Annotated in this window: 17 protein-coding genes; 11 read left to right on the top strand and 6 right to left on the bottom strand. The window is 71.5% G+C overall.

The features are described from left to right. The first annotated feature begins 304 nt into the window (after window positions 1–304). The 10 genes from ACLBXO_RS06185 (at window position 305) to ACLBXO_RS06140 (ending at window position 10,169) form a co-directional block, all read left to right on the top strand. Window positions 305–787 (top strand): MSMEG_0572/Sll0783 family nitrogen starvation response protein, encoded by a 483-nt coding sequence (locus ACLBXO_RS06185; RefSeq protein ID WP_012317268.1) that lies wholly within the window; start codon window positions 305–307, stop codon window positions 785–787. A 67-nt stretch (window positions 788–854) separates the two neighbouring features. Then, entirely contained in the window at window positions 855–1,931 is a 1,077-nt protein-coding gene (locus tag ACLBXO_RS06180) for a Nit6803 family nitrilase (RefSeq protein WP_447684819.1), read from the top strand. After that, window positions 1,885–2,988, top strand: a complete 1,104-nt coding sequence (locus ACLBXO_RS06175) for an MSMEG_0568 family radical SAM protein (RefSeq protein WP_447684818.1) — start codon at window positions 1,885–1,887, stop codon at window positions 2,986–2,988. The genes ACLBXO_RS06180 and ACLBXO_RS06175 overlap by 47 nt, the downstream gene beginning before the upstream one ends. Then, complete coding sequence (locus ACLBXO_RS06170; RefSeq protein ID WP_447684817.1) at window positions 2,988–3,530, top strand: MSMEG_0567/Sll0786 family nitrogen starvation N-acetyltransferase; 543 nt, start codon at window positions 2,988–2,990, stop codon at window positions 3,528–3,530. The genes ACLBXO_RS06175 and ACLBXO_RS06170 overlap by 1 nt, the downstream gene beginning before the upstream one ends. Further along, a complete protein-coding gene (locus tag ACLBXO_RS06165; RefSeq protein WP_447684816.1) occupies window positions 3,527–4,522 on the top strand; it encodes a sll0787 family AIR synthase-like protein in 996 nt (331 codons plus the stop codon). Before ACLBXO_RS06170 ends, ACLBXO_RS06165 begins: the two co-directional genes overlap by 4 nt. Next, window positions 4,519–5,703 (top strand): MSMEG_0565 family glycosyltransferase, encoded by a 1,185-nt coding sequence (locus ACLBXO_RS06160; RefSeq protein ID WP_447684815.1) that lies wholly within the window; start codon window positions 4,519–4,521, stop codon window positions 5,701–5,703. Before ACLBXO_RS06165 ends, ACLBXO_RS06160 begins: the two co-directional genes overlap by 4 nt. After that, the gene (locus ACLBXO_RS06155) at window positions 5,700–6,968 is read left to right on the top strand and encodes an MSMEG_0569 family flavin-dependent oxidoreductase (RefSeq protein ID WP_447684814.1); all 1,269 of its coding nucleotides are present in this window, start codon (window positions 5,700–5,702) and stop codon (window positions 6,966–6,968) included. Before ACLBXO_RS06160 ends, ACLBXO_RS06155 begins: the two co-directional genes overlap by 4 nt. 263 nt (window positions 6,969–7,231) lie before the next feature. Beyond that, window positions 7,232–7,681 (top strand): DUF3617 domain-containing protein, encoded by a 450-nt coding sequence (locus tag ACLBXO_RS06150; RefSeq protein WP_447684813.1) that lies wholly within the window; start codon window positions 7,232–7,234, stop codon window positions 7,679–7,681. A gap of 267 nt (window positions 7,682–7,948) precedes the next feature. Then, window positions 7,949–9,637 (top strand): methyl-accepting chemotaxis protein, encoded by a 1,689-nt coding sequence (locus ACLBXO_RS06145; protein WP_331312378.1) that lies wholly within the window; start codon window positions 7,949–7,951, stop codon window positions 9,635–9,637. Between the two features lie 343 nt (window positions 9,638–9,980). Continuing rightward, complete coding sequence (locus ACLBXO_RS06140; RefSeq protein ID WP_447684812.1) at window positions 9,981–10,169, top strand: hypothetical protein; 189 nt, start codon at window positions 9,981–9,983, stop codon at window positions 10,167–10,169. Between the two features lie 186 nt (window positions 10,170–10,355). Here ACLBXO_RS06140 and ACLBXO_RS06135 read toward each other — a convergent pair whose 3' ends face one another. The 6 genes from ACLBXO_RS06135 to ACLBXO_RS06110 form a co-directional block, all read right to left on the bottom strand. Continuing rightward, window positions 10,356–10,514, bottom strand: a complete 159-nt coding sequence (locus ACLBXO_RS06135; protein ID WP_331312376.1) for a hypothetical protein — start codon at window positions 10,512–10,514, stop codon at window positions 10,356–10,358. A gap of 93 nt (window positions 10,515–10,607) precedes the next feature. After that, window positions 10,608–10,865 carry a hypothetical protein gene (locus ACLBXO_RS06130; protein ID WP_447684811.1) on the bottom strand — a complete coding sequence of 86 codons (258 nt, stop codon included), beginning with the start codon at window positions 10,863–10,865 and terminating at the stop codon, window positions 10,608–10,610. Between the two features lie 119 nt (window positions 10,866–10,984). Continuing rightward, the gene (locus ACLBXO_RS06125) at window positions 10,985–11,191 is read right to left on the bottom strand and encodes a hypothetical protein (RefSeq protein ID WP_331312374.1); all 207 of its coding nucleotides are present in this window, start codon (window positions 11,189–11,191) and stop codon (window positions 10,985–10,987) included. A 41-nt stretch (window positions 11,192–11,232) separates the two neighbouring features. Continuing rightward, window positions 11,233–12,570 carry a PQQ-dependent sugar dehydrogenase gene (locus ACLBXO_RS06120; protein ID WP_447684810.1) on the bottom strand — a complete coding sequence of 446 codons (1,338 nt, stop codon included), beginning with the start codon at window positions 12,568–12,570 and terminating at the stop codon, window positions 11,233–11,235. After that, complete coding sequence (locus ACLBXO_RS06115) at window positions 12,570–13,031, bottom strand: DUF2231 domain-containing protein (protein WP_447684809.1); 462 nt, start codon at window positions 13,029–13,031, stop codon at window positions 12,570–12,572. The genes ACLBXO_RS06120 and ACLBXO_RS06115 overlap by 1 nt, the downstream gene beginning before the upstream one ends. 111 nt (window positions 13,032–13,142) lie before the next feature. Further along, entirely contained in the window at window positions 13,143–13,637 is a 495-nt protein-coding gene (locus tag ACLBXO_RS06110; RefSeq protein ID WP_447684808.1) for an HD domain-containing protein, read from the bottom strand. A 290-nt stretch (window positions 13,638–13,927) separates the two neighbouring features. Here ACLBXO_RS06110 and ACLBXO_RS06105 point away from each other — a divergent pair, with 290 nt between their 5' ends. Then, entirely contained in the window at window positions 13,928–14,170 is a 243-nt protein-coding gene (locus tag ACLBXO_RS06105; RefSeq protein ID WP_447684807.1) for a hypothetical protein, read from the top strand. Window positions 14,171–14,219: the final 49 nt, after the last annotated feature.

Here is a 14,219-nt window from a genome sequence, read left to right as displayed (position 1 = left end):
GCGCCGTACCGGGCGCGCGACGCGCCTATCACGCCGTCGATGTTACATGCAATGCGTACAATATTCGGCGCTGAGCTATGCGCCACTTGGCGACAATCTGCGCAGGCCCTGATGATGAATTGAGCGGCAGATAGTAAAGTTTGGCGGATCGACGGCTGCACATTGATCGCATGATTGTATGTATCGTAGAGCGCCGTATTGAATGCATCCATGTCAGTGTCGATCTGGCACACCGCTTGCCATTCGACTGGCTGAACGTGCGCAGCACCCCTGCCGCGGTTCAGACCATCGAGGAGCGTGAGCAATGCCTGCCGTGAACCGCGAGCCGCACAAGAAGGGCGACGTCCTGGTCGACTACGAGGAGAAGGTCTTCGAGGACGTGAAGGCCGAACCGGGCCAGAAGGCGCTCGTCACCTTCCACACCGTCGCGTTCGAGGGCTCGATCGGCCTCGTCAACCTGCTCCAGGCCACGCGCCTGCAGCGCAAGGGCTTCGAGACCTCGATCCTGCTCTACGGCCCGGGCATCACCCTCGGGGTCCAGCGCGGCTTCCCCCGGCTCGGCGACGAGGCCTTCCCGGGCCATCTCAACTTCAACAACCAGCTCGAGAAGTTCATGGCCGAGGGCGGCAAGGTTTACGCCTGCCGCTTCTCGACACAGGCCCTGTACGGGCACGGCGAGGCGGCCTTCATCGAGGGTATTCGCATGATCAACCCCCTCGACGTGCTCGACTGCATCCTCCTGCACAAGCGCGACAACGCGGTGATCATCGACACCTGGACCGTCTGACGACCGCGCCAATGCCACCGGCGGCCGCGCCCCGCGCGCAGCCGCTGGCCCAGCCGGAGGACCACCGATGTCACAGACCCGGATCGTGCGGGCCGCCGCGATCCAGATCGCGCCGGACCTCGACAGCCCGGACGGCACCCTGGAGCGCGTGCTCAACGCCGTCGACGAGGCCGCCGCCAAGGGCGCGCGCTTCATGGTCTTTCCCGAGACCTTCGTGCCCTACTACCCCTACTTCTCGTTCGTCCTCCCGCCCGCCCTCCAGGGGCCCGAGCACCTGCGCCTCTACGAGCGCGCGGTCGCCGTGCCGGGTCCGGTGACGCAGGCGGTCTCCGCGGCCGCACGGCGCCACGGGGCCGTGATCGTGCTCGGGGTCAACGAGCGCGACCACGGATCGCTGTACAACGCGCAGCTGATCTTCGACGCGGACGGCGCCCTGAAGCTCAAGCGCCGGAAGATCACCCCGACCTACCACGAGCGCATGATCTGGGGGCAGGGCGACGGCGCCGGACTCGCCGTCGTCGAGACGGCGGTCGGCCGCGTGGGGGCGCTCGCCTGCTGGGAGCACTACAATCCGCTCGCCCGCTACGCCCTCATGGCGCGCCATGAGGAGATCCACGCCGCGCAGTTCCCGGGCTCCCTCGTCGGCCAGATCTTCGCCGACCAGATGGAGGTGACGATCCGCCACCACGCCCTGGAGGCGGCCTGCTTCGTGGTCAACGCCACGGGGTGGCTTACCGACGCGCAGGTCGCGCAGGTCTGCCCGGACGAGCGCCTGCGCGGCGCCTGCCGCGGCGGGAACTGCACCGCCATCGTGTCGCCCGAGGGCAAGCACCTCGCCGATCCCCTGGGACCGGGCGAGGGTATCCTGATCGCCGACATGGATCTCGCGCTGGTGACCAAGCGCAAGCGGATGATGGACTCGGTCGGCCACTACGCGCGGCCGGAGCTCCTCAGCCTGCTCCACGACGACCGCCCCGCCGCCTTCGTGCAGCGGCCGGCCCGTTCGCAGACCGCCTCCCGGAGCCCCGACCATGAGCAGCAGCCCGCTTCCGACGCGCCGTCCCACGTCATCGCCGGCCTCGACGGGCCTGATCGGAATGCCGACGGAGCGCCTGATCAACGCGTTGCAATCCTGCGGCGTTAGGCTCGCCGACAGCCGCGCCGGAGCGCCGAGCCGCCGCGGCGGCGCCGGCCCCTCGGACCACAAGGCGATGACCATCGCGGGCCGCACCGTGATGGTGCCGGTCCACACCGAGGCCGCCTTCGACTCGCCCTTCCTAGTGCGGCCGCCGGACGCGGACGGGATCGCGGTGATCGAGCACGCGGGCGTCGTGGTCGGCCACGTCACCTTCCCGGGCCGCCCGCGCTTCTACGGGCTCTCCACCTTCGACGGTGTGCCCTACGCGAAGATCGCCGTCCTGCACGGGCGCGACGTGCTGGCCACCACGGTGCTGCAAACCTGCATCCGCTACCAGAGCCGCGCCAAGACCTGCCAGTTCTGCTCGATTGGCCAGTCGCTGGCCGCCGGCCGCACCGTGGCGCGCAAGACGCCCGAGCAGCTCGCCGAGGTCGCCCGCGCCGCCGTGCTGCTCGACGGCGTGAAGCACATGGTCATGACAACCGGTACGCCGAACGCAACCGACCGCGGCGCCGCGATCCTGTGCGAGAGCGCCTTCGCGGTGAAGGCCGCCGTCGACCTGCCGATCCAGGCCCAGTGCGAGCCCCCCGACGACGACCGGTGGTTCGAGCGGATGAAGGCCTCGGGTATCGACGCGCTGGGCATGCATCTCGAGGCCGTCACGCCCGAGGTGCGGGCGCGGATCATGCCCGGCAAGGCGAGCGTGCCCCTGGGGCGCTACTACGATGCCTTCGCGGCCGCCGTTCCGGTCTTCGGGCGCGGCCAGGTCTCCACCTACATCCTCGCCGGCCTCGGCGACGCGCCGGAGGCGATCCTCGCGATGGCCGACCGGCTGATCGGGATGGGCGTCTACCCGTTCGTGGTGCCGTTCGTGCCGATTTCCGGCACGCCTCTAGAGAGCCATCCGGCCCCCGGGCCCGACTTCATGCACGCCGTCCTGAAGCCGCTCGCGGAGATGCTGGGGCGGGCGAACCTGCGCTCCACCGACATCAAGGCCGGCTGCGGCCGGTGCGGTGCCTGCTCGGCGCTCTCCACCTACGAGCGCGCGGGGGAGGCGGCCTGATGTTCGACCCCGTTCCGCCGTACCGGCCCAGCCACTTCCGGGTGAAGTTCGCGATCGCGCCCTGGGAGCGACGCGCCTGCGCCGCCCTGCGGCGGAAGGTCTTCTGCGCGGAGCAGGGGATCTTCAGCGCGGATGATCGCGACGCGGTCGACGCGCACGCTATCCCGATCTGCGCGCTGTCGACGCTCGGCGGCGACGCGGACTCCGTCGTCGGCACCGTGCGGATCCACGAAGACCGCGCGCGTTCCGGAACGTGGTGGGGCTCGCGTCTCGCCGTAGCCAAACCGTTCCGCAGCGCCGCCGCCCTCGGCACCGGCCTCATCCGTGTCGCGGTGTCTTCGGCCCACGCGCGGGGCTGCTCCCGCTTCCTCGCGCACGTCCAGGAGGGCAACGTCGCCCTGTTCGAGGCCCTGCACTGGGTGAGCCGCGACGCCCTGGACCTGCACGGGCGGCCGCACCGCCTGATGGAGGCAGACCTCGCGGCCTACCCGCCGATGCACGATCCCGAGACCGGCCTCCTGACCTTCCGCAGGGCCGCGTGACCGCCGGGATCGACATCCGGGCGCTGGCCCGCCAGATCCGCGAGGCCCGCGGGGTCGGCCACAAGCGCGACATCGACGCGGTGGTGCGGCGGCTCGGGCTCGGGAGCCGGCACGCGGCCGTGCCGGTCGGCGACGATTGCGCGGCGATCCCCGACGGCGACGGGCACCTGCTGCTCGCCATCGAGGGCTTCCTCGACAGCTTCGTGGCCGACGACCCCTACTTCGCCGGGTATTGCGGGATCATGGTCAATCTCAGCGACGTCGCCGCGATGGGCGGACGACCGCTCGCCGTCGTCGACGCGCTCTGGGCCCGAGAGGCCGCAGCTGCCGACCCGATCCTGGCCGGCCTGTCCGACGCCGCCGCGCTGTACGGCGTCCCGGTGGTGGGCGGCCACACCAACACGCGCGCCACTGCCGGCAACCTCGCGGTCGCGGTGCTCGGCCGGGCGGGACCGCGCCTCCTGACGAGCTTCGGCGCGACGCCGGGCGACGACCTCGTCGCCGCCATCGACCTGCGCGGGCGCTTCCGCGACCCGCACCCCTACTGGGACGCCTCGACCGGCGCGCCGGGCGCGCGGCTGCGCGGCGACCTCGCGCTGCTGCCGAGCCTCGCCGAGGACGGGCTGGCACGGGCCGCGAAGGACATCAGCATGGCGGGCATCGTCGGCACGGCGCTGATGCTGCTCGAGTGCTCGGGTGTGGGCGGCGTCATCGACCTCGACGCGATCCCGAGGCCGAACAACGCCCCGCTGGCCCGCTGGCTCACCGCCTTCCCGAGCTACGGCTACCTCGTGAGCGTTCGCCCCGACCGCACGGCGGCCGTGGTCGCGCGTTTCGCCGAGCGCGGCATCGCGGCGGCCCGGATCGGGGGCCTCGACGCCGGCCGGGTCGCCCGGGTGCGGGACCGGGCGGGCGCCGAGGCGGTCGTCTGGGACTTCTCCGCCGAGCCGCTGATTGGCTGCGGACGGGCCGGCCCGGAGGCCGCGCCGTGACGCCGCTGCGGATCGCGATCCTGACCCATTCCACGAACCCGCGCGGCGGCGTCGCCCACGGCCTCGCGCTCGCCGAGGCCCTATGCGCCCTCGGCCACGAGGCGGTGGTGCACGCGCCCGACCCGGCCGGTCGCGGCTTCTACCGGGATGCGGCCTGTCCGACCGTGGCGGTGGCGGCCGAGCCGATCAAGGGCGCGACGGTCGAGCTCGTGCGGGCCCGCATCCACGACTACCTGCGCCACTTCGCTAGCCCGGCGGCCTGCGACTTCGACGTCTTCCACGCCCATGACGGGATCGGCGGCAACGCCCTCGCGACCCTCAGGCACCGGCGCCTGATCCCGGGCTTCGTCCGCACCGTGCACCACGTCGACAGCTTCGCGGATCCCGTGCTCGCGTCGTGGCAGGACCGCGCGATCCGCGAGGCCGGCCGGCTGCTCTGCGTCAGCCGCCTCTGGGCCGACTGGATCCGGAACGAACTCGGCGCTGAGGCCGGGATCGTCGGGAACGGCGTCGACCTGTCGGTCTACCGGCCCGACCCGTCCGGAACGGATGCCGCGCTCCGGGAGCGATGGGGGCTCGGTCCGGGCCCGGTCATCCTCAGCGTCGGCGGATTCGAGGCGCGCAAGAACACGCTGGGCATCGTGGCGGCCTTCGCGCGCCTGCGGGCGCGCCATCCCGCCGCGCAGCTCGTCGTCGCCGGCGGCGCCTCGCTCCTCGATCACGCCGCCTACCGGGACCGCTGCCGCGCCGCCCTCGCCGAAGCGGGTCTGGACGTCGGTCCCGGCGGGCCGGTCATCGCGACGGGCCCGGTCCCGCAGGCCGACATGCCGGCGCTCTACCGGTCCGCGGACCTGCTGGCCTTCCCGTCCTGGACGGAGGGGTTCGGCCTGTGCGTGCTGGAGGCCATGGCCTGCGGAACGCCCGCGATCGTCTCCGACCGACCGCCCTTCACCGAGTACCTGAGGCCGGCCGACGCGCTGTTCGTCGATCCCGCCGACCCCGACAGCATCGCCGCCGCCCTGGCGGAAGCGCTGGAGCCGCGGACCCGCGCCCGCCTGCGTGCGGCAGGGTTCGCGCGCGCGGCCGCCCATTCCTGGCGCGCCTGCGCCGCGCGCCATCTCGACGCCTATGCCGGCTGCGCCCGCGGCGCTCGCGCAGCCCTCACGGAGTTGGAGCCATGACGTCCACGAACCGTCACGTTCCCGTCGCCATCGTCGGCGGGGGGCAGGCCGGCCTCTCGGTCAGCTACCACCTGAAGCAGCGGGGCATCGCGCACCTCGTCTTCGAGAAGCACACGGCCGCGCATACCTGGGCGACACAGCGCTGGGACACGTTCTGCCTCGTCACGCCGAACTGGCAATGCGACCTGCCGGGCCACCGCTACGACGGGCCGGACCCGGACGGGTTCATGAAGAAGGACGAGATCGTCGCCTACCTCAAGGCCTTCGTCGCCAAGGTGAGGCCGCCGATCCGGGAGGGTGTGGCGGTCACGCGCGTGGCGCGGGGCGACGACGGGCTGTTCGCCATCCGGACCTCGGAGGGCGACTACACGGCGGACGAGATCGTGGTAGCCTCCGGCGGCTACCACACGCCGATTGTCCCGCGCATGGCCGAGAAGCTGCCGCGAGCGATCACCCAGATCCACTCCAACCAGTACCGGAATCCGGCGCAGCTGCCCGACGGCGCGGTCCTGGTCGTCGGCTCGGGGCAGTCCGGCGCGCAGATCGCCGAGGACCTGCATCTCGCGGGACGGCGGGTCCACCTCGCCGTGGGCGACGCGCCCCGCTGCGCCCGCTTCTACCGCGGCCGCGACGTCGTCGCGTGGCTCGCCGACATGGGCTACTACGAGAAGACCGTCGACGATCATCCGCTGCGCGACGGCGTCCGGGACAACACCAACCACTACGTGACAGGCCGCGACGGCGGGCGGGACATCGACCTGCGCCGCTTCGCCCTGGAGGGCATGGCGCTCCACGGAGTGCTGGAAGACTACGCCGACGGCGCGCTCCGCTTCCGCGACAATCTCCGGCGCTCGCTCGACCAGGCCGACCGGACCTACAACGGCATCAACGCGGCCATCGACGCGTACATCGACGAGGCCGGCATCGAGGCGCCCGTCCAGGCGCCCTACAGCCCGGTCTGGGAGCCGGGCGAGCCCGTCACCGCGCTCCCCCTCGACGGGTCCGGCATCGCCAGCATCGTCTGGTGCATCGGCTTCGCGCCGGACTTCCGGTGGCTCGACGCGTCCGTCTTCAACGGCGCCGGCCAGCCGAAGCACAGACGCGGCGTCACGCATGAGCCGGGGATCTCCTTCATCGGCCTGCCCTGGCTGAACACCTGGGGCTCGGGCCGCTTCGGCGCGGTCGGCCGTGACGCCGAACACGTCGTTCAGGTGATCCAGGCGCGTCTCGAGGCCGGCGCGGTCGGCCTGAAGCGGGCGGTCTGAGCCGGCGGCGCGCCGGGGCGAAGGTGTGCAGGCGCGCGGCACAGATGTCCTGGCTATTCCGGCCGGGTGTTCAGGCTATCCGCGGCGTCGAACGGGCATCTGGATCCAGTGTTCGGCCTCGCGCGCCGCGCCCGTAGAGACTTGTTCGCCTGTATCGCATCGGTTAGCCAAGCGCCGTTGCGGCGCCTGAGTCGCGGAAACCCCAGGGATCATCCATGCGAGGACGTATCGTCGGTGTCGGGATCGCGGCGGCTCTATCCGTGATGACCGGTGCGGCCTGTGCCGAAACGTTGCCGGCACGCAAGGCGGGCCTCTGGGAGAGCAAGACCACCGCGACCGACGGCAACACGACGGCGCGCCAATGCATCGACGAGAAGACCGATCAGATCGCGCAGGCCGCGTTCGGCGGCGGTCAGAACTGCTCGAAGCGCACGATCGTCAAGACGAGCACAGGCTACAAGGGCGAGACGGAGTGCAAGCTCGGCCCGATCTCGGCTGCGGGCAGCACGGTGATCAGCGGTGACTTCAACAGCAAGATCCACATGGAGGTGGATACGACGCTGACCGGCCTGCCGAACGCCAAGGAGCCGATGCGGCGCCAGATGGTCATCGACGCCACCTATATCGGCCCCTGCGAGGCCGGACAGAGCCCCGGCGACATCATCCTGCCCGACGGGAAGATCGTGAAGATGCCCCAGCCCGCGCCTCGGTAGGCGCATCGGACGCGGGCCAACCTGTCACGCCTGACCGGGACAGCCCGCGTCACCGTTCTCGGCCATGCCGGTGCGCGGCGCGGCGCCGGAGCGGCCCGGCTCCGCACCGGGGGCGCACGTCGCCGGGCCGGCTCCGGCCGCAAGGAGGTCCGCTCGACCGGCAGACGCGGCGGAGGTCAAAGTGAAATTAGCGGATATTAAATACATTTCGCTAATCATCCGCCCTGCAGCCGCGCCACTGTTCTATTGGGCTGCCGCGAGGCCGCCGTGTCGCTCCAGAATGTCTCCATTCGCACAAAGCTCGTCGTGGCTTTCGCGATTCTGACCGTTTTCGTGGTCGGACTCGGCGCGCTCGGCCTCATGAGTACGCGCAAACTGCGCGAGCACGCGGTCGAGATCGATACGAATTGGCTGCCGAGCATCCGGGCGCTGGGCGAGATCGACACGCTCACCGCCCGCAGCAGCGGCCTCCTCCTGCGCCATACCCAGGCGACGGACCCGGCACTGCTCGCCAGCATCGAGAAGGACATGGACAGCTTCGATCGGAAGCTGGCCGACCGGATCGCCGTCTACAAGGGGCTGCTGAGCTCGCCCGAGGAGCGGACGCTGTTCGACGCGTTCAACCAGGAATCTCAGACCTTCAAGGCGGTGCGCAACGACGTCGTCGAGCTCTCGAGGACCGGCAAGAAGGCCGAGGCCTATCAGCTCTACGAGTCGAAGGGCCTCATCCCCCGCCGTGCCGCCTCCAAGGCCCTGGAGAAGCTGATCGCCATCAACAACGCCGGTGCCGACGCCGCGCAGGCCGAGAGCACCGCCGTCTTCAACGAGACCTGGACTGTGAGCCTCGTCGCCATCGGACTGGCCCTGACGGTCTCGGTGCTGTCGGGCGTGATCATCGTGCTCGGGGTCACCCGCGGCATCGCCTCGGTGGTACGGCCGATGCAGGCACTGATCGCCGGCGACCTGTCGGCCGAGATCCCGTACCAGGGCGCGAAGACCGAGATCGGCACCATCGCGTCGGCCGTCGCGGTGTTCAAGCAAGGGCTCGTCCAGATGAAGGCGCTGGAGGCCGAGACCGCCCAGGCGCGCCTCGCCGCCGAGGAGCAGCGCCGGATCGGCATGCGCGCGATGGCCGACAGCTTCGAGGCGGCGGTCGGCGGCATCGTCGGGCAGGTCTCGGCCTCCGCGACGGAGCTGCAGGCCACCGCAGGCTCCATGTCGGCCATGGCGGGCCAGACCTCGGCGCAGTCCGGTGCGGTCGCGGCCGCCGCCGAGGAGGCCGCGTCGAACGTCAGCACCGTCGCGGCCGCCGCCGAGGAACTCGGCGCCTCGGTTCAGGAGATCGGACGTCAGGTCCAGGGCTCGGCCGAGCTGGCCCGCTCCGCCGCCACCGAGGCGGACGAGACCGGCGCCCTCGTGCAGGAACTCAGCAGCGCCGTCGCCAAGATCGGCGACGTGGTGGGGCTGATCTCCTCGATCGCCGGTCAGACCAATCTCCTGGCGCTGAACGCCACGATCGAGGCTGCCCGCGCGGGCGCGGCGGGCCGCGGCTTCGCGGTGGTCGCCTCCGAGGTGAAGGCGCTGGCGGAGCAGACCGCCCGCGCCACCGGTGAGATCTCGACCCAGATCGGCCGGATCCAGGGCGTGACCGGTCAGGCGGTCTCAGCCATCGGGACGATCACCGGGCGCATCCGCGAGATCAACGGCGTCGCCACCTCGATTGCGGCCGCCGTCGAGGAGCAGGGCGCGGCCACGCAGGAGATCGTCCGCAACGTCACTCAGGCCGCGCAGGGCACCGGCGAGGTGACGAGCAACATCGCCGGCGTGGCCGGCGCCGCGGAGGAGACCGGCGCGGCGGCGAGCCAGGTTCTGGGCGCCGCGTCGGAGCTGTCGCGCCAGTCCGAGCACCTGTCCGCGGAGGTCGGGCGCTTCCTCGCCACAGTGCGCGCCGCCTGACGGGCCGCCTGGGAAGCGCGGCGATCGAGGCCGCGCACGGGTCCATCGCCGGGGTGTGCCGCAGCACCTCGGCGGGGAAAGCTTGAGCTTACATCAGGGTCACACCGCGAAGACAGTCGCGGACCTGATGGAGACTTCGATGACCCTCGTTACCCGCCTCACCCTCGCCGCCGCCGTCGCCGCCGCCACCGTCGCGGTCCTGGCCGGCACCTACGTCGAGATCCTCGACCGCGCCCTCCCGATGCACTTCGTCTGAGACGACGGGTGCGAACCGGATGAAGACCGCATCCCGGGACGCCGCCGTCCGGCGACGGCGCCCCGGGATGCGGGAGGGAGGTGGCCGATGAACCGTATCCTGACTTCCGTCCTCGACGGCGCCGTGTGGATCGCCGACGCACTAGACGACATTCTCGCGGAGGCCGCCCTCGGTTTCGGCGCCGCCGTGCCTCTGATCGCCGACCCGTCCGGTGATCCCTCCGCCACACGAGCGGCTGCCACGCCCGAGACCGGCGACTCGCCGCTCCGACCGTGATGGCCGTTCCCGTCGGCCGACCACCGGTGCCGTTCGCGGTCACGCACCGACGATGACATCACGGGCATCTCAGCTCGGGACAGCCGCGCCCCGCCCACTCTCCCGCACGGGAGAGGAAACCCGCTTCGCGGACCGTACCGGCTCGGCTCGCATCCCCACCCCGGCCCGGACGGTCCGAGAGCGCTCCTAGCGCTTCTGCGTATTCGGCGCCGACTGATCGGTCTGGGGTTCCATCTTCGTCGAATCGGGCTTGGTCGGCGCGTTGTTTTGTGCCTGCTTGTCGTCGCAGGCCGCGAGACCGAGCAGCAGCAGCCCGACGAGTGCGGTGCGGGTACCAGCCGACATGAATCCTCCCTGAGATGTGCGCGGGGCGCAGCGAGCGCAGTCCGGTCCGCGACAGGACGGATCTCCGGGCCGCTCGCTGCGCATGCTGTCCGGTCAGCGGCTGCCGGCCGGCGGCTTGGAACCGGATCCGGCATCGTTCGGGCCGGTACTGTTCGTCGTGCCGGAGCGGCTCATCGAGCCGGTCGACGGACCGCTCCCGGATGCGCCCGGCGTCGAGCCGGACCCCGCATCGTTCGGGCCGGTGCTGTTGGCCGTGCCCGACCGGCTGGTCGCGCCGCCGGCATTCTCGGCGGCCAGTGCGGGGGTCGCGGCCGCGAGCAGGGCGGGGATGGCGAGACTCGTGAGCTTCATGGCGGATCTCCCTCTCGGTCCGGCAGTCGGGCTCGCGGAGCCGCTACCGGTCCTCGGGCAACCCCACGCCGCCACGCCTGTTCCGGCCACGCCCTCCGCGAGACCGCGCGGGTGCCCGATCAGGACGCCTCCGGCGGCGCGTCCTCCCGGACCGCCGCCGGGGTCGCGGCGCGCGCCTGCTGGTCGGGCATCCGGTAGCCGCGGTCCCAGCTCGCCCAGGCGTCCGAGTCCGGTGCATAGGGATTCGCTGTGATCGGATCGCCGCGGTCGCGGGCGTGGCGCCCCTCGTCGCTGATCGCGGCTGGGGAGCGGGTCGACAGGGTCATCGGCGCTTCTCCGGCACTGACATTGCCGATCCGGATCCGGGTCAGCGGATGATCGCGGTGGGCCCGGCCCGCGTCTGCGAGGCGGAGCCGGTCACGCGCCACACGGTGCCGCCGGCATCGTCGGCGATGAGGAGCGCGCCGTGGCCGTCCATCGCCAGCCCGACCGGGCGGCCGCGGGCCTGACCATCATCCGTGAGGAATCCAGTGACCACGTCCCGCGCCTTGCCGGTCGGCCGGCCGTTCTCGAAGGGGATGTAGACCACCGTGTAGCCGTTCAGGGGCTGCCGGTTCCAGCTGCCGTGCTCGCCCACGAAGGCGCCGGCGCGATAGGCCTGCGGCAGACCCGCGCCGCTGGAGAAGGTCATGCCGAGGGGCGCCACGTGCGAGCTCAGCGCGTAGTCGGGCATGAGTGCGGCGGCGGCCAAGTCCGGTCGCTGCGGCATCACCCGCGGATCGACGTGGTTGCCCCAGTAGCTGTAGGGCCAGCCGTAGAAGCCGCCGTCTCTCACCGAGGTCATGTAGTCGGGCACGAGATCGGGCCCGAGTTCGTCGCGCTCGTTGACCACGCACCACAGGGTCTCGGTCTGCGGCTCGAAGGTCAGGCCGTTGGGGTTACGCAGGCCGGTGGCGTAGAGCCGATGCGCGCCGGTCGCGCGGTCGATCTCCCAGATGGCGGCCCGATCCTTCTCCTCGTCGAGGCCGTTCTCCGTGATGTTGCTGTTCGATCCGACGCCGGCATAGAGCTTGGATCCGTCCGGGCTCGCGGTCAGGCTCTTGGTCCAGTGGTGGTTGATGCGGCCCGCGGGCAAGTCCGCGAGCTTCACGCCCGGTGCGGTAATGGCGGTGTCGCCGGGCCTGTAGGTGTAGCGCACGACCGCGTCGGTCTCGGCGACGTAGAGGTCGCCCCCGACCAGCGCCATACCGAAGGGCGCGTTCTGCTTGTCGAGGAGCACGGTGCGCTGCTCGGCCACGCCGTCGCCGTCTGCGTCCCGCAGCAGGGTGATGCGCTGACCCGGGGTTTCCGCGGAATGGGACTTCCGCTCGAGCCAGCCCATGATGATCTCCTTGGGCCGGTTGATCGGGGGCGTCGGACCGCCGCTCTCCGCCACCAGGACATCGCCGTTCGGCAGGACGAGGAGCGAGCGCGGGTTCTTCAGGCCCGTGGCGAGGGCCCTCACCTGCAGCCCCGGCGCGACCGTGGGCGCCTCGCCCGCTTTCCAGCCGACGGCGCTCGAGACGTGCATCGGCGGCAGCAGGTATCGGTGCAGCTCGGGCAGCGGCGGGTTCGGGCCGATCTGGGCCTGCGGGTCGATGGGATCCGGTCCGCAGGCGGCGAGCGGCAGCAGCAGCCCGGCGGCGAGGAGATGGGTCCGGCGCATCAGGCGGGCTCCCCGGTCCGCACGCCGACGCCGTGACGGTGCACCAGCGAGGCTCCGGCCCAGCCGGTCACCGCCAGGATCAGCACGACGACCGCCGACAGGATCAGCCCGGTCGGCACCACCGACGTGTAGGCGTCGCGACTGTGCACGAAGACGTTGACGAGGCTCAGGACGAGGGCCACGGCGTTGCCGGCGGCGTGGATCCAGGCCGGCCGGAGGCCACGGATGCCGCGATCGCCGAGGAAGTCGATCAGCCCCGCCAGCGCCGCGAGGGCCGACACGATCAGCCCGACGCTGAGGAGCCAGGCGGAGAAATTCGCCCACTGCCTGTTGGCCGTGCGCCAGTAGGCGATGTCGGTCACCAGCGTCCCGACGAAGCAGACGATGGGGACCGGGACCAGCATCGCGTAAATCGGGAGACCCGCGACGCGGGCCGTCGCTTGCGGGGTCTCGAGGGTCAAGCCGGGTTCCTCGGCGGGCGGAGCGGGCAGATGATGCAGGATCTACCGGCCGCCGGTGCGAATGTGCCCGGGGTCGGCGCGCTCAAGCGTCGGGCGCCTTCCCGCGCTCCGTCAGCGGCCGGAGTATCCGCGTGCCGCGGCCGCTTCCTTCAGGCGCTCGAACGCCGTGGCGTAGCGCTCGCGGAGGAACCCGGCGTTGGGCGGGATCCGGGTCGGGCAAGAATTGTCCTCCGTATCGGACATCTTGATCAGCAGCGCCGCGAGGTCGCCGGCCGCGATCAGGGCGCTGATCCGCTCCGAATAGGCGATCCGGCTCAGCGGCTTCGTGAGGAGCGTCACCGTCGCGACGATATCCGCCTCGAATCCGGCAGCGCGGAGGTCGGCCGGCGTGCGCGGCGTGTCCTCCAGCACATCGTGCAGGAGCGCGGCCTGCATGACTCGCATCGGGTCGATGTCGAGCCCGTCGATGAGTCGGGCGTGGCCGGCCCGGGCCTGGGCGGCGTTCGCGACGCGTTCCAGGTGCCGCATGCACGGCTCGCCGCCCTTGTCGAGCTGACCCGCATGCGCGGTGAGGGCGAAAGTATGGGCATCGAAGATCGTCGGCACGCGCCCGGCTCCCCAGATCGACCGGCCCGGATCGGTGCCGCGCCGGCCTTCCGCACCGGGAATCCGACACCGCGCCGCGGTGTTCCCGCCCGGCCGGCCGCCGCCACCGACGCTCCGCACCTGGCCACCGGACGATTTTTCGGCGCGCGACTACCTCATTTCGTGGATGCGCAGTCTTCGCACTCGATTCAAAAGTTCACGTTGGCAACACTATTGCCCAGCTCCCGAGGAATCGCCATCTCTTGTTCCGTAATCGGACAGGCGGCGGGTCGCGCTCCAGGATTGAGACAATGACGTCGGGGACACTCGAGAAGCCGCTGGATGTCGGCGGGCCCCTGAGCCGCCGGGCGGCGGCGCTGGCCAACGTCCGCTGGTTCCGCGCCCTGGCGTGGCGTGCCCTGCGCGACGGCGGTCCGCGGGCCGAGCTGCGGGCGTCCAACGCGCGGGCCGCGGCGCGGATCGTCCTGCGCCAGGCCAAGCGGGAGGCCCTCGTCGCCCGCTTGGCGCGTCAGGCGCTCGACGCGCCCGTCTAGGCGCGGTCACGCGACCCCGGGCCGCGGGACCGGCGGGTCGGCCGGGCGC

The organism is Methylobacterium sp. C33D, assembly GCF_053345825.1.
Note: the sequence above shows the minus strand (reverse complement) of the source record. Positions and strands in the feature narration are given on the sequence as shown.

What these genes read in the sequence shown, in the direction of transcription:
- ACLBXO_RS06185 (WP_012317268.1), top strand. Translation starts at nt 305, where the DNA reads ATGCCTGCCGTGAACCGCGAGCCGCACAAGAAGGGCGACGTCCTGGTC.
- ACLBXO_RS06180 (WP_447684819.1), top strand. Translation starts at nt 855, where the DNA reads ATGTCACAGACCCGGATCGTGCGGGCCGCCGCGATCCAGATCGCGCCG.
- ACLBXO_RS06175 (WP_447684818.1), top strand. Translation starts at nt 1,885, where the DNA reads ATGCCGACGGAGCGCCTGATCAACGCGTTGCAATCCTGCGGCGTTAGG.
- ACLBXO_RS06170 (WP_447684817.1), top strand. Translation starts at nt 2,988, where the DNA reads ATGTTCGACCCCGTTCCGCCGTACCGGCCCAGCCACTTCCGGGTGAAG.
- ACLBXO_RS06155 (WP_447684814.1), top strand. Translation starts at nt 5,700, where the DNA reads ATGACGTCCACGAACCGTCACGTTCCCGTCGCCATCGTCGGCGGGGGG.
- ACLBXO_RS06150 (WP_447684813.1), top strand. Translation starts at nt 7,232, where the DNA reads ATGACCGGTGCGGCCTGTGCCGAAACGTTGCCGGCACGCAAGGCGGGC.
- ACLBXO_RS06140 (WP_447684812.1), top strand. Translation starts at nt 9,981, where the DNA reads ATGAACCGTATCCTGACTTCCGTCCTCGACGGCGCCGTGTGGATCGCC.
- ACLBXO_RS06135 (WP_331312376.1), bottom strand. Translation starts at nt 10,514, where the DNA reads ATGTCGGCTGGTACCCGCACCGCACTCGTCGGGCTGCTGCTGCTCGGT.
- ACLBXO_RS06130 (WP_447684811.1), bottom strand. Translation starts at nt 10,865, where the DNA reads ATGAAGCTCACGAGTCTCGCCATCCCCGCCCTGCTCGCGGCCGCGACC.
- ACLBXO_RS06125 (WP_331312374.1), bottom strand. Translation starts at nt 11,191, where the DNA reads ATGACCCTGTCGACCCGCTCCCCAGCCGCGATCAGCGACGAGGGGCGC.
- ACLBXO_RS06120 (WP_447684810.1), bottom strand. Translation starts at nt 12,570, where the DNA reads ATGCGCCGGACCCATCTCCTCGCCGCCGGGCTGCTGCTGCCGCTCGCC.
- ACLBXO_RS06105 (WP_447684807.1), top strand. Translation starts at nt 13,928, where the DNA reads ATGACGTCGGGGACACTCGAGAAGCCGCTGGATGTCGGCGGGCCCCTG.